The organism is Streptomyces sp. NPDC002513 (assembly GCF_053595355.1).
In genome coordinates, this window is sequence record NZ_JBSFXK010000094.1 from 1 (window position 1) to 19,405 (window position 19,405).

Annotated in this window: 19 protein-coding genes and 1 pseudogene; 11 read left to right on the forward strand and 9 right to left on the reverse strand. The window is 71.9% G+C overall.

What is annotated here, in order from left to right; translation table 11 throughout:
• The 5 genes from glgB to ACWD5Q_RS33480 all read left to right on the forward strand — a co-directional run.
• A partial coding sequence (glgB, locus tag ACWD5Q_RS33460; protein ID WP_451430842.1) for a 1,4-alpha-glucan branching enzyme occupies nt 1-1,173 on the forward strand: 1,173 nt, incomplete at its 5' end.
• A gap of 321 nt (nt 1,174-1,494) precedes the next feature.
• Nucleotides 1,495-2,289 carry a SigB/SigF/SigG family RNA polymerase sigma factor gene (locus ACWD5Q_RS33465; RefSeq protein WP_451430843.1) on the forward strand — a complete coding sequence of 265 codons (795 nt, stop codon included), beginning with the start codon at nt 1,495-1,497 and terminating at the stop codon, nt 2,287-2,289.
• Between the two features lie 367 nt (nt 2,290-2,656).
• Nucleotides 2,657-3,337, forward strand: coding sequence for an ABC transporter permease (locus ACWD5Q_RS33470; protein WP_451430844.1), 681 nt, complete (start codon nt 2,657-2,659; stop codon nt 3,335-3,337).
• The gene (locus ACWD5Q_RS33475) at nt 3,334-4,005 is read left to right on the forward strand and encodes an ABC transporter permease (RefSeq protein ID WP_451430845.1); all 672 of its coding nucleotides are present in this window, start codon (nt 3,334-3,336) and stop codon (nt 4,003-4,005) included. The genes ACWD5Q_RS33470 and ACWD5Q_RS33475 overlap by 4 nt, the downstream gene beginning before the upstream one ends.
• Nucleotides 4,002-4,967 carry an ABC transporter substrate-binding protein gene (locus tag ACWD5Q_RS33480; protein ID WP_451430846.1) on the forward strand — a complete coding sequence of 322 codons (966 nt, stop codon included), beginning with the start codon at nt 4,002-4,004 and terminating at the stop codon, nt 4,965-4,967. The genes ACWD5Q_RS33475 and ACWD5Q_RS33480 overlap by 4 nt, the downstream gene beginning before the upstream one ends.
• A 42-nt stretch (nt 4,968-5,009) precedes the next feature.
• Here the strand turns inward: ACWD5Q_RS33480 and ACWD5Q_RS33485 are convergent, their stop codons facing one another.
• Genes ACWD5Q_RS33485 through ACWD5Q_RS33500 form a run of 4 tightly spaced genes read right to left on the reverse strand, consistent with a single transcriptional unit; the run spans nt 5,010 to nt 9,102 of the window.
• Entirely contained in the window at nt 5,010-6,164 is a 1,155-nt protein-coding gene (locus ACWD5Q_RS33485) for an ABC transporter ATP-binding protein (protein ID WP_451430847.1), read from the reverse strand.
• Between the two features lie 22 nt (nt 6,165-6,186).
• Nucleotides 6,187-6,831, reverse strand: coding sequence for a LutC/YkgG family protein (locus tag ACWD5Q_RS33490; RefSeq protein ID WP_451430848.1), 645 nt, complete (start codon nt 6,829-6,831; stop codon nt 6,187-6,189).
• Nucleotides 6,828-8,315 (reverse strand): LutB/LldF family L-lactate oxidation iron-sulfur protein, encoded by a 1,488-nt coding sequence (locus tag ACWD5Q_RS33495; RefSeq protein ID WP_451430849.1) that lies wholly within the window; start codon nt 8,313-8,315, stop codon nt 6,828-6,830. The genes ACWD5Q_RS33490 and ACWD5Q_RS33495 overlap by 4 nt, the downstream gene beginning before the upstream one ends.
• A 31-nt stretch (nt 8,316-8,346) precedes the next feature.
• Complete coding sequence (locus ACWD5Q_RS33500; protein ID WP_451430850.1) at nt 8,347-9,102, reverse strand: (Fe-S)-binding protein; 756 nt, start codon at nt 9,100-9,102, stop codon at nt 8,347-8,349.
• Between the two features lie 270 nt (nt 9,103-9,372).
• Here ACWD5Q_RS33500 and ACWD5Q_RS33505 point away from each other — a divergent pair, with 270 nt between their 5' ends.
• Entirely contained in the window at nt 9,373-10,674 is a 1,302-nt protein-coding gene (locus ACWD5Q_RS33505; protein ID WP_451430851.1) for an alpha/beta fold hydrolase, read from the forward strand.
• Between the two features lie 159 nt (nt 10,675-10,833).
• A complete protein-coding gene (sigJ, locus tag ACWD5Q_RS33510; protein ID WP_451430852.1) occupies nt 10,834-11,727 on the forward strand; it encodes an RNA polymerase sigma factor SigJ in 894 nt (297 codons plus the stop codon).
• 4 nt (nt 11,728-11,731) lie between these two features.
• Here the strand turns inward: sigJ and ACWD5Q_RS33515 are convergent, their stop codons facing one another.
• On the reverse strand, nt 11,732-11,926 hold the full coding sequence (locus ACWD5Q_RS33515) for a DUF5999 family protein (protein WP_451430853.1): 195 nt from the start codon (nt 11,924-11,926) through the stop codon (nt 11,732-11,734).
• A 245-nt stretch (nt 11,927-12,171) separates the two neighbouring features.
• Between ACWD5Q_RS33515 and ACWD5Q_RS33520 the strand changes: the two genes are divergently transcribed.
• A complete protein-coding gene (locus tag ACWD5Q_RS33520) occupies nt 12,172-13,002 on the forward strand; it encodes a pentapeptide repeat-containing protein (protein WP_451430854.1) in 831 nt (276 codons plus the stop codon).
• On the opposite strand, the gene ACWD5Q_RS33525 is transcribed toward ACWD5Q_RS33520, so the two are convergent.
• Nucleotides 12,964-14,484, reverse strand: a complete 1,521-nt coding sequence (locus ACWD5Q_RS33525) for a cytochrome P450 (RefSeq protein WP_451430855.1) — start codon at nt 14,482-14,484, stop codon at nt 12,964-12,966. The genes ACWD5Q_RS33520 and ACWD5Q_RS33525 overlap by 39 nt on opposite strands.
• 130 nt (nt 14,485-14,614) lie before the next feature.
• On the opposite strand from ACWD5Q_RS33525, the gene ACWD5Q_RS33530 reads away from it, so the two are divergent.
• On the forward strand, nt 14,615-15,223 hold the full coding sequence (locus tag ACWD5Q_RS33530; RefSeq protein WP_451430856.1) for a TetR/AcrR family transcriptional regulator: 609 nt from the start codon (nt 14,615-14,617) through the stop codon (nt 15,221-15,223).
• 130 nt (nt 15,224-15,353) lie between these two features.
• The gene (locus ACWD5Q_RS33535; RefSeq protein WP_451430857.1) at nt 15,354-16,079 is read left to right on the forward strand and encodes a DUF2470 domain-containing protein; all 726 of its coding nucleotides are present in this window, start codon (nt 15,354-15,356) and stop codon (nt 16,077-16,079) included.
• Here the strand turns inward: ACWD5Q_RS33535 and ACWD5Q_RS33540 are convergent.
• The 3 genes and pseudogenes from ACWD5Q_RS33540 to ACWD5Q_RS33550 all read right to left on the reverse strand — a co-directional run.
• Nucleotides 16,050-16,289 (reverse strand): annotated as a pseudogene (locus ACWD5Q_RS33540) (beta-propeller fold lactonase family protein); the annotation flags it as partial. The gene ACWD5Q_RS33535 and the pseudogene ACWD5Q_RS33540 overlap by 30 nt on opposite strands.
• A gap of 12 nt (nt 16,290-16,301) precedes the next feature.
• Nucleotides 16,302-17,558 (reverse strand): FUSC family protein, encoded by a 1,257-nt coding sequence (locus ACWD5Q_RS33545; RefSeq protein WP_451430858.1) that lies wholly within the window; start codon nt 17,556-17,558, stop codon nt 16,302-16,304.
• 103 nt (nt 17,559-17,661) lie between these two features.
• Nucleotides 17,662-18,156, reverse strand: a complete 495-nt coding sequence (locus ACWD5Q_RS33550) for an FBP domain-containing protein (RefSeq protein ID WP_451430859.1) — start codon at nt 18,154-18,156, stop codon at nt 17,662-17,664.
• 102 nt (nt 18,157-18,258) lie between these two features.
• Between ACWD5Q_RS33550 and ACWD5Q_RS33555 the strand changes: the two genes are divergently transcribed.
• A complete protein-coding gene (locus ACWD5Q_RS33555; protein ID WP_451430860.1) occupies nt 18,259-19,239 on the forward strand; it encodes a DUF3626 domain-containing protein in 981 nt (326 codons plus the stop codon).
• Nucleotides 19,240-19,405 lie beyond the last annotated feature (166 nt).

Genomic DNA, 19,405 nt, shown 5'->3' on the forward strand with positions numbered 1-19,405 from the left:
GCGGAGTTCGACGGGCGCCCCCTGTACGAGCCGGCGGACCCGCTGCGGGCCGCCCACCCGGACTGGGGGACGCTGGAGTTCGACTACGGGCGGCGAGAGGTGCGCAACTTCCTGGTCGCCAACGCCGTGTACTGGTGCGAGGAGTTCCACATCGACGGCCTGCGCGTGGACGCGGTCGCCTCCATGCTCTACCTGGACTACTCACGCCAGTACGGCCAGTGGCGGCCGAACGCGCACGGCGGGAACGAGAACCCCGACGCGGTGGCGTTCCTGCAGGAGATGAACGCCACGGTCTACCGCCGCTGCCCCGGGGTGGTCACGGTCGCCGAGGAGTCCACGGCCTGGGACGGCGTCACCCGGTCCACCGACCACGGCGGACTGGGCTTCGGCCTGAAGTGGAACATGGGCTGGATGCACGACTCGCTCGTCTATGCGTCCAAGGACCCCGTGCACCGCGCGTACCACCACCACGAGATGACGTTCTCGATGGCGTACGCCTACAGCGAGAACTACGTCCTGCCCATCTCCCACGACGAGGTGGTGCACGGCAAGTGGTCGCTGGTGTCGAAGATGCCCGGCGACTGGTGGCAGCAACGCGCGGGCCTCCGCGCCTATCTGGGCTTCATGTGGTCCCACCCGGGCAAGCAGCTCCTCTTCATGGGACAGGAGTTCGCCCAGGGCTCCGAGTGGTCGGAGGCGCACGGCCCCGACTGGTGGCTGCTCGATGCGGACTACGGGGCCGCGGCCGACCACCGGGGCGTACGCGACCTGGTCCGCGACCTGAACGCGATCTACCTGCGCACCCCGGCCCTGTGGCAGTGCGACACCCGGCCCTCGGGCTTCCGCTGGGTGGTCTGCGACGCCGCCGACGACAACGTTTTCGCGTTCCTGCGCTTCGACGCGGACGGCGCCCCCCTGCTCGCCGTGTCCAACTTCTCGCCGGTCGTGCGCCACCACTACCGCCTGGTCGTGCCCGACGACGTGCCGGCCTGGGACGAGGTCCTCAACACCGACGCGGCCCGCTACGGCGGCAGCGGTGTCCGCAACCCCGGACCCGTGACGCCCGGGACCGGACCCGGGCACGGCATCCGCCTCACGCTTCCACCGCTCGCCACCCTCTGGCTGCGTCCCGTGACGGAATATCCCTCCACCGGCGGCATCGAGGACTCATGAATTTCCGTGGAACGGCCCGGGCCTCTGGAATTCGGCGCCCGCGCCCTTCGGCCCATGCCAGGGCGCCTTGCCTGCCCCTTGCCCGGTCACCTTTCGGAACGAAGAAATCTCCAGGAGTAACCCCCGTGAGCCACGAAATATCTCTCATGAATCGTTTGACGCCAGGAAAGGCGGGAATAGGCCGTAAGAGTGCTTCGGACAGGAGGCACCTCCGTGGAAACTGGCCCAGCGGATCCCGGGTGTGTGACTCCGCGTGTGGTCCGTCAGTGCGCCTTCCCGCGGTGACTGTCCAGTCAGCCCCTTCAGGGAGTTGAAAGCACGATGCGCATCACGGTCAAGGCGAAGCAGCATCCCCACGACGACGCACCCGATACCGCCCATGCCTTCGCGCACCTGCGCGAACTGCCCGAGGGGCCCGAGCGCCGGACGCTGCGCGACGACATCGTCCGGTCCTGGCTGCCGATGGCCGACCGCATCGCCCGGCGCTACCGAGGGCGGGGCGAGTCGGTCGAGGACCTCTGCCAGGTCGCGGCGCTGGGACTGGTCAAGGCGGTCGACCGCTACGACCCGGCCCGGGGGTACGCCTTCGAGAGCTACGCCATCCCCACCATCACCGGTGAGATCAAGCGGCACTTCCGTGACCACATGTGGGTCCTGCATGTCCCCCGCCGGGTCCAGGACCTGCGTAATCGGGTGCGGACGGCCGTCAAGGAGATGTCCCAGGAGACCCCCGGGCACGGTCCGACCGTGGCCGAGATCGCCGAACACGCAGACCTGAGCGAAGAGGACGTCCGAGTGGGGCTGGAAGCCATGGACAGCTTCACCGCCCTGTCCCTGGACGCGGAGGTCGCGGGCAGCGACGACGGATACGCCCTCGGCGACGCCCTCGGCGAAGCCGACTCCGGGTACGACCTGATCATCGACCGCGAGGCCGTCAAGCCGTGTCTGCGGTCACTCCCGGAGCGCGAGCGCACCATCCTCTATCTGCGTTACTTCCGCGGGATGACCCAGAGCCGCATAGCGGACCAACTCGGTATCTCCCAGATGCATGTCTCACGCCTGCTCAGCGGATGCTGCGCCCGGGTACGCGAGGAGGCGCTCGCTGATATCGCCTGACACCGGCGATCCCCTCTTCCCCGCGTCCAGAAGCTCCGCTGAATCCAGAAGCTGCGGTCGCGCCCCCGTACGTACCACTGCGACCGCAATCGCATCCGGCCGTCCGGATCGGCGACTCGTCGACCGGACGGCCGTTTGCGGGCGGGCTCACTGCCGAACCCTCCCGGGAACGGCTTGGCAGTGCGCCGCTCCTTCCGGACTATCCGTGAGAGGGTATTTGAAACACGCCGCCCGCGGGGCAACGAAGGGAAATCGACGGGTTATTGGCGGCGGCCCTTCGGCGGCCCGGACCGGGCCGGGTGGGGACCGCACCCGGACGGGCCCCCACGACCTGCGGGCCTCCTCGCCCGCCCGGTGCAATGGACCCGTGACCGAGCCCCCGGACGACTGCCTCGCCCGCAACGAGTGGATCTGCGGCGCGTATGTGCGTACCCGCCGCCATGTCCTCCTCGACGCCCTGGCCGAGCATCTTCAGCTGACCGCGGCCTCCGTGCTCATCGCTCTCGTCATCGCCGTGCCTCTGGCCCTGCTGGCGCGCCGCTGGACCGGGGTCGCCGGACCCGTGCTCGCCGGTACCACGATGCTCTACATCATTCCGTCCCTGGCGATGTTCTCGCTGCTCCTGCCCCTGTACGGGTTGTCACCCACCCTGGTGGTCGCCGGTCTCGTCCTCTACTCGCTCACCCTGCTCGTCCGGAACATCCTCGCCGGGCTGCGCGCCGTCCCCGAGGAGACCCGGCAGGCCGCCCACGGCATGGGATACGGCCCGATCCGGCTGCTGCTCACGGTGGAACTCCCGCTCGCCATGCCCGCCGCCATGGCCGGGCTCCGCATCGCGACGGTCTCCGCGGTCTCCCTGGTCACCATCGGGGCGATCGTCGGCTTCGGCGGACTCGGGAACCTGATCTACGCGGGCATGAACACGTACTTCAAGGCGCAGGTGCTGACCGCGTCCGTCCTGTGCGTGCTGATCGCCGTGGCCGCCGATCTGCTGCTGCTCGGCGTGCAGCGGCTGATCACCCCCTGGGCGAGGGCGGCACGCGGATGAGCACCCTCGGCGCGGCCTGGCACTGGCTCACCGACCCCGCGCACTGGGCGGGCGACGACGGCATCGGGCACCGGCTGGCGCAGCATGTCCTCCTCACCGTCGGCTGTCTCGTCATCAGTTGTGCGATCGCCCTGCCGGTCGCCCTGGTCCTCGGCCATCTCGGGCGGGGCGGCGCGCTCGCCGTCAACATCTCCAACGCCGGCCGTGCCGTCCCCACCTTCGCCGTCCTGGTGCTTCTGCTGCTCACCCCGCTCGGCCGCTGGGGAGAGGGGCCCACCGTCGTCGCCCTCGTCCTGTTCGCCGTACCGCCCCTGCTCACCAACGCCTACGTCGGCGTGCGCGAGGTCGACCGCAGTGTGGTGCGGGCGGCGCGGGGCATGGGGATGACCGGCCGCCAGGCGCTGCTCCACGTGGAGCTTCCCCTCTCGCTCCCGATGGTCCTGAACGGGGTGCGGATCGCCGCCGTGCAGCTCGTCGCGACCGCGACCATCGCCGCGCTCGCGGGCGGAGGCGGACTCGGCCGCATCATCACCGCGGGTTTCAACCTGGCGAGCACGCCGCAGGTCGTGGCCGGGGCCGTGCTGGTGGCGGCGCTGGCACTGATCGTGGAGGGGGCCTTCGAAGCCGTCGAGCGGCTGGTCCCGCCCCGGGCCGGAGGCTCGCGATGAGACGGTGCGCGGCGGCCGCGAGCCTGCTCCTGCTCGTCTGCGGCACCCTGGGCCCGGTCCTGCTCGTCGGCTGTGCCACGGGCCCTTCCCTGGAGACCCGCGGCCGGGTCACCGCGTCGCCCGGCGACAGCGGACAGCTGACCGTCGGCTCGGCCGGCTTCACCGAGAGCGATCTGATCGCCCAGATGTACGCACTGCTGCTGAACCGCGCCGGATACCGGACGTCGCTGATCACCGTCGCCAACCGCGAGCTGTACGAACCCGCGCTGGAAACTGGGCAGATCGACGTCGTCCCGGAGTACGCGGCCACCTTCGCGGACTGGCTCAACGCCAGGACCCATGGTGTTGACGCTCCTCCCGTCGGCTCACCGGACCTGGACACCACCATGAAGGCCCTGCGCACCCTCGCGGAGCCCCGTGGGCTCACCGTGCTCGACCCGGGCCGGGCGGTCGCCCAGAACGCCTTCGCGGTGACGCGGGCCTTCGCCCGTGAACACCGCCTGAGGACGCTGAGCGACCTCGGCAGGTCCGGTCCGAAGGTCCGGCTGGCGGCGGGCGACGAATGCGTGCGGCGGCCGTACTGCGCACCGGGATTGAGGAAGGTGTACGGCATCGACGTCATCGGCGTCGACCCCAAGGGTGTCGGCACCACCCAGGCCAAGCGGGCCGTGCAGAGCGGGCGGGACCAGATGGTGCTGACCACCACCACGGACGCGACCCTCGACGCGTTCGGGCTGGTTTTGCTCGCGGACGACAGACATCTGCAGAACGCGGACTACATCGTCCCGGTCGTGAGCCGCTCCCGCGCCGGCGGCGCACACGTCGCCCAGGCGCTCGGCGCCCTCAACTCCGTTCTCACCACACGGGATCTGGCGTCGATGAACCAGCAGGTCGACAGCTGGCGGCGGCTCCCGCAGGACGTGGCCCGCGCCTATCTCCAGGACAAGGGCCTGCTGAAGTGACGTGGCCGGGACACGGCCCGCCGCGCCGACGGCAGGGCTCCCTCACGCGTCCGCCACCGACTCGTACGGCACCTCCCGGCGCGAGACGCCCCGCACGTCCGCGTCCACCGAGCGGCGGAGGGCCTCGTGGAGCTTGGCCGGGGTCAGGACTCCCAGGAAGCGGGTCCCGTCCAGCACCGCCACCCAGCCGGCGTCGTGCTGGAGCATCACCCCGAACGCCTGCCGCAGCGGAGCACCCACGGGCACCCAGGCGTTCATCCGGTGCGCGTGGTCGCGGACCAGGCCGCCCCCCGCCAGTTCGTCCACGCCGGCCCAGCCGTGCAGATCGCCGGCGGAGTCGAGCACGACCGCCCAGCGTGCGCCCTGCGCGTGCAGCCGGGCCGCCGCCCGCCCGCTCGGTTCGCCGAGCTGTGCCACCGGCGGCTGCTCCAGGTCGCTCGGCTCGATCTCCGTCACCGACAGCCGCTTCAGTCCCCGGTCCGCCCCCACGAACGCGGCGACGCGCGGCGTCGCGGGCGCCCCCAGCACCGTCCCGGGCGTGTCGAACTGCTCGATGCGCCCCTGCCCGTACACCGCGATCCGGTCGCCGAGCCGCACCGCCTCCTCGATGTCGTGCGTGACCAGCAGCACCGTCTTGCGCACGGCCGTCTGCATCCGCAGGAACTCCTCCTGAAGCTGCTCCCGCACCACCGGGTCGACCGCACCGAACGGTTCGTCCATCAGCAGCACCGGCGGGTCGGCGGCCAGTGCCCGCGCCACCCCCACCCGTTGCCGCTGGCCGCCGGACAACTGGTCCGGATAGCGCGGCCCGTAGGTCTTCGGGTCCAGGCCCACCAGGTCGAGCAGTTCGGCCGCGCGCGCCCGGGCCCGTGTCCTCTTCCAGCCGAGCAGGCAGGGCACGGTCGCCGTGTTGTCGAGCACGGTCCGGTGCGGGAACAGTCCGACCTGCTGGATCACATAGCCGATCCGCCGCCGCAGCCGCACCGGATCGACGGTCGCGACGTCCTCGCCGCCCACGAAGATCCGTCCCGAGGTCGGCTCGATCAGCCGGTTGACCATCATCATCGTGGTCGTCTTGCCGCAGCCGGACGGTCCGACCAGGGTGACCAGCTCGCCCTCGCCGACCTCGAAGGACAGGCCGTCGACGGCCGTCGTGCCATCCGGATACCGCTTGGTGACCTCCTCGAACCGGATCATTCCCTCACGCTAGCGGCGCCGGTCACGCCTCGCTCACCAGCACCACCTCCAGGGTGCGCGGACCGTGCACCCCCTCGACGCGGTCCAGCTCGATGTCACTGGTCGCGGACGGCCCGGAGATCCAGGTCAGCGGGCGGTTCGGGGTGAGCCGCCGCAGAGCCTGGGGTACGGACTCCACAACCTGGTCCGGGACGCGGACGACACAGATGTGGTGGTCGGGGACGAGGGTGATACGGCGGCGGCCCTGATCCGGCGAGCCGTCCAGCACGAGGGTGCCGGTCTCGGCGATCGCGAGCGCGCAGCCGGTGACCACACTGTCGACGCGGTCGAGGTCGTACGGGGTGCTCTCCGCCCGGTCGGGAACCTGCTCGACGCCCGTGAGCCAGTGGGACGGCAGTCCCGGGGGCACCAGCACGGTCCGCGCGCCGCGCGCCGCGAGAAGACCGGCCAGGACCGACGGCAGCCCCGGGGCATCCGTCCGGTGCACGATCGCCCGGTAGTCCGCGAGGTTCTCCGCGAGCAGATCCACCGTCTGTGCCGGAGTGCGCTCGCCGTGCCGCTCCCGATAGTTCCGGGGAACGGCCTGCTCGTACGGCGTGTCGTCCTCGGGCACGTCCGCCAGGGCGCGCCGCACCCGGCCCAGGATCAGATCCCTGCTGCCGCTCATCCCGCCGTCTCCTTCCCTCCGTGCGTGCGCTGCCACCAGTCCCGGAACGGTTCCGCGGGCACCGTCGGCAGGTCCCGGCTCGCGCTCCACGCCCTGCCGGGGCCGGGAAGGGTCCGCGGCAGGAAGCGGCGCGAGCGCGACGCCAGGCGTTGGCCCGCGCGCAGGGCGCCGGGGTGGCTGAACGTCCAGCGCGCCGCCCGCATCGCAGCCCGCTCCGCCGCGTGTCCCCGTGCCGGCTTCAGCACGACCTTGTTGCCCGCCCGTGTCGCGGGCCCGCCCTCCACCACCCGCTCCCGCAGATGCACCAGCACCTCCGGGATGTCGATGGCGACCGGGCACACGTCGTAACAGGCGCCGCACAACGACGAGGCGTAGGGCAACGAGGCGTCGATCGCGCTCTCGGTGCCCCGGAGCTGAGGGCTGAGGATGGCGCCGATCGGGCCCGGGTACACCGAGCCGTAGGCATGGCCGCCCGCCCGCTCGTACACCGGGCAGACATTGAGACACGCCGAGCAGCGGATGCAGCGCAGCGCCTGGCGGCCGACCTGGTCGGCGAGCGTGTCGGTGCGCCCGTTGTCCAGCAGGACCAGGTGGAAGGTCCGGGGGCCGTCCGCCGTGCCGGGGTCCGTGGCTCCCGTCCACATGCTCGTGTACGGGTTCATGCGCTCGGCGGTCGATGACCGGGGGAGCGTCTGCAGGAAGACTTCCAGGTCCCGCCAGGTCGGCACGATCTTCTCGATGCCGACGACGGAGATCAGCGTCTCGGGGAGCGTGAGGCACATCCGTCCGTTGCCCTCCGACTCGACCACCACTAGGGTGCCCGTCTTCGCGACCATGAAGTTCGCACCCGAGACGGCGACCTTGGCGCGCAGGAACTTCTCGCGCAGGTGCAGCCGGGCCGCCTCGGCGAGTTCGGCGGGCGAGTCGGTGAGCCCCTCGGGCGCCGGTCGGCCCCACGCGCCCATCTCGGAGCGGAAGATGTCCCGGATCTCACCGCGGTTGCGGTGGATCGCCGGGACCAGGATGTGCGACGGCCGGTCCCTGCCCAACTGCACGATCAGCTCGGCGAGGTCGGTCTCGTACGCCCGGATCCCCTCGGCCTCGAGCGCCTCGTTGAGGCCGATCTCCTGCGTGGCCATGGACTTGACCTTCACGACCTCCAACTCGCCGGTCGCCCTGACCAGTTCGGTGACGATCCGGTTGGCCTCGTCCGCGTCCGCCGCCCAGTGGACGGTGCCCCCGGCCACCGTGACAGCCTCCTCCAACTGCACGAGGTAGCGGTCGAGATGACGCAGTGTGTGGTCCTTGATCCGTCGGCCCGCCTCCCGCAGCTCCGCCCAGTCCGACACCTCCGCGACGGTCTTGGCCCGCTTGGCGCGGATGGTGTGGGTGGCGTGCCGCAGGTTGCCGCGCAGGGTTTTGTTGCCCACGGCCTCGTGTGCGGCCTCGGGGAAGGCCGGCATCCCGACGAACGTCCCGCTCATGCGCTGCGCCCCTTCTCCCGGTCGACGACGCTCATACCAGCGGCTCCTCCTCCGTGCTCGCCAGGATCTCCGCGATGTGCACCGGCCGCATGCCGACCCGCAGCCGCGTCATCGTGCCGCCGAGGTGCAGAAGACAGGAGTTGTCCGCCGCGCAGAGCACCTCCGCGCCCGTGGACTCGGCGTTGCGCACCTTGTCGACGCCCATGGCCGCCGAGACGTCGGCGTTCTTCACGGCGAAGGTGCCGCCGAAGCCGCAGCACTCCTCGGCACCGGGCAGCTCGATCAGCTCCAGTCCCTTGACGGCCCCGAGCAGCCGCATCGGGCGGTCGCCCAGCCGGAGGCCGCGCAGGCCGTGGCACGTCGGGTGGTAGGTCACGCGATGCGGGTAGTACGCCCCCACGTCCGTCACCCCCAGCACGTCCACCAGGAACTCCGTCAGCTCGTACGTCTTCGGGACGACGGGCGCCACGGTGGCCGCGAGGGTGTCCCCGCGGCCCTCGGCCCGCGCCCGCTCACCCATGCGCGGATACAGCTCCCGCACCATCGCCCCGCAGGACCCGGACGGGGTCACGATCGCCTCGTAATCCCGGAAGACATCGGAGAACTTCACCGCGAGCGGCTCGGCCTCATGCCGGTAGCCGGTGTTGTAGTGGGCCTGTCCGCAGCATGTCTGGGCGGGCGGGAAGTCGACCTCGACGCCCAGCCTGGTCAGGAGCTTCACCACGGCGCGCCCGGTGTCCGGATACAGCGTGTCGTTGACGCAGGTCAGGAACAGAGCGACACGCATCGCGGCTCCTCGGAGTCGATCATCGGATGAGTGCAGGGTAGTCGGCGGACGCGGCCCGGGGGAGACCTCGCGTCCTGGCGTGGCGAGCCGGCACCGGGCCGCTGCTGACGCCGACCACCACGGGGGCGACCGATCGCCGCGGTGGCGGCAGGCCGCCGGCACCGGCTGAGCGGCTGATCGGGGGCGGCTTCTCGGTCCCCGGGCGCCGACGCCGGCGGACCGTGTGCTGAACTGGCACGCGTTCCGCATCCGTCCGCCTCGGGAGCCCCTTTGAGCCTCAGCTACCGCCAGCCCGGCGTCGTCCTCACCGACCGGCGCTTCACCGTGCCCCTGGACCACGACGCACCCGACGGGGAGACGGTCGAGCTGTACGCACGAGAGGTCGTCGCGAGCCACAAGACGGACGCCGACCTGCCCTGGCTGGTCTATCTCCAAGGCGGTCCCGGCTTCGGGGCGAATCGTTTCATCGGAAAGCAGGCCTGGCTGGGCCGCGCCCTGGAGGAGTACCGGGTCCTCCTCCTCGACCAGCGCGGCACCGGCGCCTCCACGCCCGCCAACCGGCAGACGCTCCCGCTGCGCGGAGGCCCCCGCGCACAGGCCGACTACCTGACCCGCTTCCGCGCCGACTCCATCGTCCGCGACTGCGAGGCCATCCGCCCCCAGCTCACCGGCGGAGCCCCCTGGACGGTCCTCGGGCAGAGCTTCGGCGGCTTCTGCACCGTGAACTACCTCTCGACCGCGCCCGAGGGCCTGCGTGCCGCCCTGATCACCGGCGGACTCCCCTCCCTCGACGCGCACGCGGACGACGTCTACCGGGCCGCGTACCCGCGCATCGAACGCAAGGTCGCCGCCCACTACGGCCGCTACCCGCAGGACGTCGAACGCGCCCGCCGTATCGCCGAGCACCTGCTCGAGCACGAGCCCGTCCTGGCCGGCGGCTACCGGCTCACCGTCGAGGCGTTCCAGTCCCTCGGCATCCTCCTCGGCGGCAGTGAGGGCAGCCACCGCCTGCACTTCCTCCTCGAGAACGCCTTCGTGCGCACCCCGCAGGGCCCCGCGCTCTCCGACGCCTTCCAGGAGGAGGCAGGGGCCCTCCTCTCCTACGCGGGCCACCCCCTGTACGCGCTGGTCCACGAGGCGAGCTACGGCCAGGACGGCCGCCCCACCGCCTGGTCGGCGGAGCGGGTGCGGGCGGAGTTCCCGCAGTTCGACGCGGCGAAGGCACTGGCCGGCGCCGGACCGGTGCTGTTCACCGGCGAGTCCGTGCACCCCTGGATGTTCGACACCGACCCGGCGCTGCGCCCGCTGCGCGAGACCGCGCACCTGCTCGCCGAGCGCACTGACTGGACACCGCTGTACGACCCCGCCCGCCTCGCGGTCAACGAGGTGCCGGTGGCTGCGGCGGTCTACCACGACGACATGTACGTCGACACCGCGCACGCCCTCCGGACGGCCCGCCTGATCCGCGGACTGCGGACCTGGGTCACCGACGAGTTCGAACACGACGGCGTCCGCGCGAGCGGCCCGCGGGTCCTGGACCGGCTGCTGGCGCTGGCTCGGGACGAGGTCTGACACCGCCGCGCACCGCTCGTCGCCGCCCGACGCGCGAGCCGGGACGGCGGGCGGGCGCGAAGGCCGCCGTGGCGTGCACGATAGTTTCTCCACGGCGGTGCGCATCCGTGCTTTGATCGTCACCGAGGCCCAGGACGGGGCCGGTCCGACGGGGGATCGATGAACGACGTGGAACTGCTGGCGGACCGCTTCCAGGCACACCGAGGGCAGCTGCGAGCCGTCGCCTACCGGATGCTCGGCTCGCTCAGTGAGGCCGACGACGCCGTTCAGGAGACCTGGCTGCGCCTGAGCCGCTCCGATGTGAGCGAGGTGGAGAACCTCGGCGGCTGGCTCACCACCGTCGTCGGCCGGATCTGCCTGGACCTGCTCCGCTCCCGCGGCGCGCGGCGCGAGGAGCCCATGGAGGACACCTTCGTCCCCGACCCGGTCGTCACCCCCCTGGACCGCATCGATCCCGAACAGGAGGTGCTGCTCGCCGACTCGGTCGGGCTCGCCCTCCTGGTCGTGTTGGAGACACTGGAGCCCGCCGAACGGCTGGCCTTCGTTCTGCACGACATGTTCGCCGTGCCCTTCGACGACATCGCGCCCGTCGTCGGGCGCAGCTCCGCCGCGACCCGGCAGCTCGCGAGCCGTGCCCGCCGCAGGGTGCAGGAGGCGGGGCCGGCCTCCGATCCCGACCTCGGGCGTCAGCGCGAGGCGGTCGAGGCGTTCCTCGCGGCCTCACGCGCCGGCGACTTCGACGCCCTTGTAGCCGTGCTCGACCCGGACGTGGTGCTGCGGGCCGACTCCGGCACCCTGGTCCGTGGCGTGGCCGCGTCCAAGGTGGTGCGGGGTGCGGCGGCCGTGGCCCAAGGGGCGCTCCTGTTCCGGCAGTTCTCCCCGTATGCGCGGCTCGTGCTGGTCAACGGCGCCGTCGGGACGGTCACGGCGCCCGAGGGGCGGCCCCAGTCGGTCATGGCCCTCACCGTCGTGGACGGCAGGATCGCCCGGATCGACATCCTGTCGGACCCCGAACGCCTGGCGCGGCTCGACCTCGCGGCGGTGCTGGACTGACCGTTCAGCACACGGTCGGCTCCACCCCGCGCAGCGGAGCCACGGCCTGGCCGTCCGGCAGCACTTCACCGGTGTCCTCGAAGACGATCGTGCCGTTGCACAGCAGGCTCCAGCCCTGCTCGGGGTGGGCGGAGACGACCATCGCCGCGTCGTGGTCGGGACGGTCGGCGGGCGGGCACGGCGGCCAGTGCATGCACATGACGTCTCTCCTGAGGTCGTTCGACGGATACCTCTGTGGTAGCGGAGCTTGATTTCGTAGGGATGAGGGGACTCCCACGGCGCAGCAAACTCGCGCCGGAAACTCGGCGGTGAGTTCGGCGGACGGCCCCGGGGCGCGGACGGCTGCGGGGCCCGGGACGCACGGAGCGCCACGGCAGCACGTCAGTCCCGCACACCCCCGGCACCAGCGACCTCCGGCAGACGGCGGTGCCTAAGATGTCCCTCATGCACACCACCCCGGCCGACCCCTCCGCCCTGCGCGCCGACTGCGGTCGCTGCTTCGCGCTGTGCTGCGTCGCCCTGCCCTTCGGGCGCTCGGCGGACTTCGCGGTCGACAAGGACGCCGGCACGCCCTGCCGCAATCTCCAGGACGACTTCCGCTGCGGCATCCACACCCGGCTGCGCTCGCGCGGCTTCGCCGGCTGCACCGTCTACGACTGCTTCGGCGCCGGACAGAAGGTCTCCCAGATCACCTTCGGCGGACAGGACTGGCGGTCGGGCGGCCCCGAGCACGCCCGCCGGATGTTCGACGTCTTCCCCGTGATGCGTCAACTCCACGAACTCCTCCGGTACCTGACGGAGGCGCTCACCCTGCCCGCGGCCCGTCCGGTCCACGACGATCTGCGCCGCATGCTGGACACGACCGAGCGACTGACCCTGCGAACGCCGCGGGAACTGGGTGAGTTGGACGTGGCCGCGCACCGGTCGGAGGTCAATGTGCTGCTGCTGCGCACCAGCGAGCTGGTGCGTTCGGGGACGGGACGCCGTGGCAGGAACCGGCGGGGCGCCGATCTCATCGGCGCCCGGCTCAAGGGGGCCGACCTGAGTGGTGCCGACCTGCGCGGCGCCTGCCTCATCGCCGCCGATCTGACGGGTGCCGATCTGCGCGGCGCGGATCTGATCGGTGCGGATCTGCGCGACGCGGACCTCACGGACGCCGACCTGACGGGCGCCTTCTTCCTGACCCAGCCGCAGGTCGACGCGGCCCGGGGCGGCGCGGGCACCCGCCTGCCGGCGTCAGTCACCCCTCCCGGTCACTGGACAGCGGGCCTCTGACGGTGCCGGCGGTGCCTCGTCCACGGCCGCCGGGGTGCGTGCGACGGCGGGCCGCCGGTCGAGGTGCAGCCGCAGCCCCTCCGGGATCACCGTCAGCCGTTCGGCCACGCGCAGCCGGTAGCCGGGGTCCGGCCGCAGCTCGTAGCGGCGCAGCAGGAGCCCCAGCACCAGCGTCGCCTCGTGCAGCGCGAACTGACGTCCGATACAGGCCCGCGCACCCGTCCCGAACGGCTTGAAGGTGTGCGCGGGGCGCGCCCGCGCCGCGCCCGCCTCGAACCGGTCCGGGTCGAACCGCTCCGCGTTCGCGCCCCACACCTCCGGATCCCGGTGCAACAGGGGCGTCAGGACCAGGGCCCAGGCGCCCCTGCGCAGGGGATGGACGCCGTCGAGCACGGTGTCGTGCCGGGCCTCGCGCGCGTAGGCGGGGGCGGTCGGCCACAGGCGCAGGGACTCGTCCAGGACCCGGCGCACATACCGCAGCCGGGCGACCTGCTCAAAGCCGGGCCGGGCGACGTCACCCCACACCCGGTCCACCTCCTCCCGGGCACGTCGGGCGATGTCCGGGTGCCGGGAGAGATAGTGCAGGGCGAAGGAGAGCGCCCCCGAGGTCGTCTCGTGACCGGCTATCAGGAAGGTGATCACCTGCCGCCGGACGTTCTCGGGCGCCAGCCGTTCCCCGGTCTTCGGATGCGCGGTCTCCAGCATCCGGTCGAGCAGGTCGCCATGGCCGTCGCCGGTGCGCCGGGCGCGTACCAGATCGTCCACCGTGCGGTTCAGATACGCCATGTCCGCCTCGTTGCGCCGGGCGGCGCCGCGCAGCGTCAGCGAACTCAGCGGTCCGGGAACGGCGTTGCGTAGCTGCGCGAACGTCAGTGTGCCGACCATGGCGGTCACGAAGGGATGCGGCCGGGAGCGCTCGAAGGAGCCGAAGTCGTGGCCGAAGCCGGTCCGCGCGATCGTCTCCAGCGTCAGCTTGGTCATGTCCCCGGGCACGTCCACGGCCCGGCCCCCCGCCTGCTCCGTGTCCCAGCGGTCCAGCAGCCGCTCGGCCACATCCAGCATCATCGGGTGGTAGCCCGCCATCGCCTCGCGGCTGAAGCCGGGTGCCAGGACATCGTGCGCCAGCTGCCAGTTGGGTTCGTCGTTGTACGCCGTGAACAGCCCGTCCCCGGCGATCGGCCGGAGATTGGCGACCCCGAGGCCCACGTGCTTGGCGAAGCGCGACTCGTCGGCGAGATCGGCCGCGAGGCGCCCGCCCCACACGATGACGATCTCCCGGCCGAAGAACTTCCGCCGGAAGACGGGGCCGAGCAGCCGGCCGTAGCGCATCGAGTCCTGCAGCGGCCTGCGGCGGTCGGCGCCGAGCACATCTCCGATGACCGGGAGCCGGTGCGGCGGGTGGGGGATGCGGTCCAGGCGCGGCCAGCCCAGTTCCGCGCCGCGAAAGCCCCTCGGAAGCGCGGTCGCCGTCGTCTCCGCCATGACGCCATCTCCCTGGAAGCAACGCGGGCCGGGCCCTGGTCGAGCAGGGCGAACAAGCATGTTGTACGTCGGTTCAATAGCAGTTCCAGTCTCGTCCCGGCGGGAAAGCGGCGTCAAGTAAAGTGCGGTCATGGCCGCGAACCAGGGGGAGCGCACGCGCCGCCGGCTCAGCACCGGGGAGCGCAGGGAGCAGCTCCTCGCGGTCGGGGCCCGGCTCTTCTCGGAGAACCCCTACGACGAGGTGTGGATCGAGCAGGTCGCCGAGATCGCCGGAGTCTCGCGCGGGCTGCTGTACCACTACTTCCCGACCAAGCGGGACTTCTTCGCGGCGGTCGTGGAACGCGAGAGCGAGCGGATGCTCCGGATGACGCAGGCCGTCCCGGGGGTTGCGGTGCGCGATCAACTCGGCGCCTCGCTGGACACGTTCCTCGCTTATGTCGAGGAACACGCGCACGGCTTCCGCGCCTTCCATCGCGCCGACGCGGCGGGGGACCAGGCCGTGCGGAGGGTCTACCAGCGGTCACTGGCCGCGCAGGAGCGGCAGATCCTGGCGGCGCTCGCGGCGGATCCCGAGTTCGGCCCGGCCGTCGCGCAGCGCTCCGACCTGAGGATCGCGGTCCGTGGGTGGCTGGCCTTCACGACGGCCGTGTGCCTGGAGTGGCTCAGGGGGGCCGGCCTGTCCCGGGACCAGGTGCGTGATCTGTGCGCCCGCGCGCTGTGGGGTGTCATCGCCTCCTGAAGGCGGCCGGACGGCCACCGTCCCCGCGTCCTGACGGCGTCCGGGGCGCGGTCCGTTGCGTGCCGGGGCCTGGTTGGCGCGCATCCCGATCTCCGATAAGTTAGGCAAGGCTTACCTAAGGAGGTTGGGGATGGGTGATCATCATGACTGGACGGCCGCGCCCGCCGCGGCGGAGCGTGCCCGATCGGTGCTGGCCGCCGCCTGGTCCTGCGCGGTGACCGCGGGAGGCGCCCGGGAGGAACTCGTCGCAGCGCACACCGCCCTGACGGACGGCCGGGTACTGCTGCACCTGCCCGAGGACAGCACACTGCACGCCGTCGCGCTCTGCGCGCCACGCGGAGAGCCGTCCGCGGTACTGGAATGCGCCGATGTCGCGCCGGTCCCGGTACGGTCCCGGATCCGCGCCCGGCTGTGGCTCGCCGGCTCGTTCGTGCCCGACGAGGGGAACCTGGTCCTGCGGCCGACGCGCGTCGCACTGGGCCGGGCGAACGGTGTGATCGCCGTCGACCCCGGCGCGTACGCGGCCGCCGAGCCCGACCCGCACGCCGCGGCCGAGGCCAGGCTGCTCACCCACCTCGCCGACGTCCACCCGGACGCGGTCGAGCGGCTCACCCGCCTCGTCGAGCCCGGCGTCCTACAGGGCGCGGTACGCGTCCGGCCGCTCGCCGTCGACCGCCAGGGGCTGACCCTGCGCATCGAGCGGACCCGCGGTCACGGCGATGTACGCCTGACGTTCCACCGGCCCGCCGAGGACGCCGCCCAGCTGACCGAACGGATGCAGGTGCTGCTCACGCAGGCCGCACGAGCCGCCTGCCCCCGGACGCCACAGTGGCAGCGCGCAGACGGCGACCGGTGAGGCGAACGGCTCGCCCGCGCGCCGTAGCCCACCGCTCGCCCGGTCCACGGGGCAGGCGCTCACCGTGCCGGACCGCTGGTCCGCCGTGAACGGCAGCCGCCCGTCCGGCGAGAGCGCGAGATGACGAGGGACGTCACTGCCCACCGGCACCGTCTCCAGCAGCCGCAGCCGGGCGCCGCCCGCCTCGACGCCGTACCGGGTCAGGCTGTCACCAGTCACCAGTCACGGCCGGTTCCGCCCCCGGAGGACATCGCACAGCCAGGACACCAGGGGGCGGAGCACATCCTCCCGGATCCTGGTGAGGAGCGGGTTCCGCTCGCGCTGCTCGCGGGCGCAGCGGTCCAGTTCCTCCAGCAGACGGCGGGTGCGGTGCTCGGTGTCCAGCTCGTCCAGGATGCGGTTGACCTCGGTCAGCATGGCGCCCTGGAACTGCCACTGCTGGGTGTCCCGCTGGACCCCCTCCAGCAGGAGCTGGGCCAGTTTGTCGCGGGTCGCGCCCGCCGTGACCAGTTCCTCGGCGAGCCGGGCCTCCGCGGACTCGGCGCTGCGGCTGACGTCGGTGGTGACGAGCACCGCGAAGCTGACCACAGCGTCGCCGATCTCGGACAGCAGCCGCTCCAGCGTCGCCCCGGTCTCCGGCTCGAACAGGGGGTCGGGGTCGCGTTCCTTCGCCAGGTCGGCGAGCGTCCGGGCGATCACCCGCAGCACCACCGTGCAGATCTCCAGCGTGTCCAGGCCGGTGCGCAGCACGATCCGGTGCAGCAGGCCCTCGCGAACCCTTGGGTTGAGCTTGAGACTGTCCTCGGCCTGCCGCAGTGCCGCGTCCACTTCGACGATGTCGTGGTCCAGCCGACGTGCCTCGTGCAGCCGTGCGGCGGCCAGGGCCGCCGGCACCCGGCCCGCCGTCTGTTCACCGATGCGCAGCATCAGCTGGCGCATCCGGCGCGCCAGGTCCTCGATGGACTCCCCGGCCGGGCCCACCCACACCGGGGGAGCGAAGAACAGATTCGTCAGCAGGCCGACCACCGCGCCGATCACGGTCTCCAGGACCCGCACCCACGCCGTGCTGCCCACCTGGGTGACCCCGAGGACCAGCATGGCGCTGATCGCCACCTCGGGGACGTACTCGCTGACCCGTACGAGATGCCCGACGGCCAGCGAGGCGATGATGATCAGGGCCAGGCTCCACCAGGTCAGGCCGACCAGGATGCTGAAGCCGATGGCGATGACGACACCCGCCACCACGGAGTTCACCCGGCGCACACTGTTGGTGATCGTCGCGTAGAGCGTCACCTGGACCACCAGGAGGGCCGTCAGGGGCGCGGTGAGCGGGGCGGGCCCGGGGCTGAGGTGCACGGCGACCACGTAGGCGACGGTCGCGGCCGCGGTCGAACGAATCGCCTGGACGACCTCGGGCACCTGGCGCAGCTTCACGATCCGGGCGGTGACCCTCGCCCACGTATCTCGCACATCTCGCATCCCTATGGCTCTTCCCTCTCCACCCCGGCGTCGAACGTGAGGGCGGGGAGCGACGCCGTGTACAGGCGGCGCCCTCGCCCCCCGCGCGGCGGGGCGCGCCGGGTCAGGCGTGCAGTTTGTCCAGGAAGGCGGACAGGTTGTCCCTCATCCGGGTGAGCTGCTGCTCGGTGGTGAGGGTCTCCTCGAAACGGCCGCCGGCCTCGGGCACCTTCTTCCCGCGTATGTACAGGGGGCAGGCGAGGTCGGTGCACATGTAGATCCCCACCGAGTTCCCCTCGCGCCCCGCCGTGCCCGCCTTGCGGGCCGTCATCAGGGAGACGCCGTTGCCCGGGTGCGTGGTCAGGCAGAGCGAGCACATGCTCCGGTGCAGGAAGCCGCGCTGCGAGGACGGGAAGCGCAGTGCGATCGCGGCAAGGCCGCCGGCCCGCTCGGTGACGAGATAGCTGCGGTCCGGTGCCCCGGGGTCCCGCCAGCCCAGGAAGTCCAGGTCGTCCCAGGGGCGTTCGTCCAGGTCGCGGGGGATCGTCAGCCGCTTCGCCTCTCCCTTCGAGCAGTTGATAAACGAGTTGCGGATGTCCTGCTCGGTGAGCGATCTCATGAGGAGTCCTTCTGCGGAACGACGCTGAATCCAGGAACCATGGAACCAACCTAGGATTCGTAGGTTTCTGCCTAAACTAGCAAGGTGGATCGGAGAGAACCAATGGATTTCCGGAGCGGCCCGAAGATCTCCACGGCGGCTGAGCGTGCCCTGCGCCATGTGGCCGCCCGCTCCTCGGGACCCCCGGTGAGCCGGGGGCTGCGGCTGACGCTCAACTTCCATCCTGACCGGCTCGCGGGCGGTCGGCCGATCCTCGACACCCTGGCCGCGGACGGCGCGTACCGCTCGCAGTTCGTCACCGGCACCAGCAACGGCGGGCTCACCGCACACCCCGGGGGCGACCGCTGGCGCTGGGAGAGCCGGATCTTCGGCGGGGCGTACGACACCGCGCCGGCGCACCAGCGACCGGTGTACGGCGGGCTGGACTTCCGCCGTCAAGCGGTCGGCGCTGCGCCGCGCTTCGGCTCCTCCCACTTCCGGCTGACCGCCGAGGCGCTGGAGCGGGCCACGTTCTGCTACCCGGACAGCGCGGCCGAGCCGTCCCACTTCGGGGTGGCGGCGGGGACGGATCTCATCGAACGCGCCGAGGCCGACGACCGGGACGCCCTCGACGACTACATCGAAGCGCAGGTGCACGGTCCTGTCGTGCTGGAGCGGGACGTGGAGGCCCTGGTCCTGGACGCGAGCTACCGCGGCACCCCGGTCGAGGCCGCCGCCCGCCGCCTCCCGTGCCCGCTCGAATGGCACCCCGGATACCGGCTCTCCGTCGCCGAGTTGCGCCGCCACGCGGACTTCCGCGGCCCGCGGTACGTGGAGTTGGGGGCGCACATCGCCGTCGGAGGACACCTCGATCCGGCCGTCATCGGAGACGCCGTGCGCACGGGCCGGTACGATCCGCAGGATCTGAAGAAGGTGTGGCACTGCCTGGCGCGCTTCGGAGCGCCGCAGGGCGCGGGAACGGCCCTGGTGCCACGGGCGGTGCCCCTCGTGCCGGGCGGCGGACCGGAGGCACCCGCGCCCGTGGTCCGGCAGTCGGCCACCACCGGCGGCCACACCCCGGGAACGAGTACGCCCGGCGCATAGCGCGCGCCACCGGCTCCGTACGGCGCCATGGCCTGCCCGCGGAACCCCCACGCGGGCGGGCCCTCCCGAGACAGAACAGGCCCTAGTAGGGCTTCGTTAGGTAGCCCAACTGCCGTCTGATCGGTAGCGTGTGATCTTGTATCGGGTATGACACCCGAGGAGATGG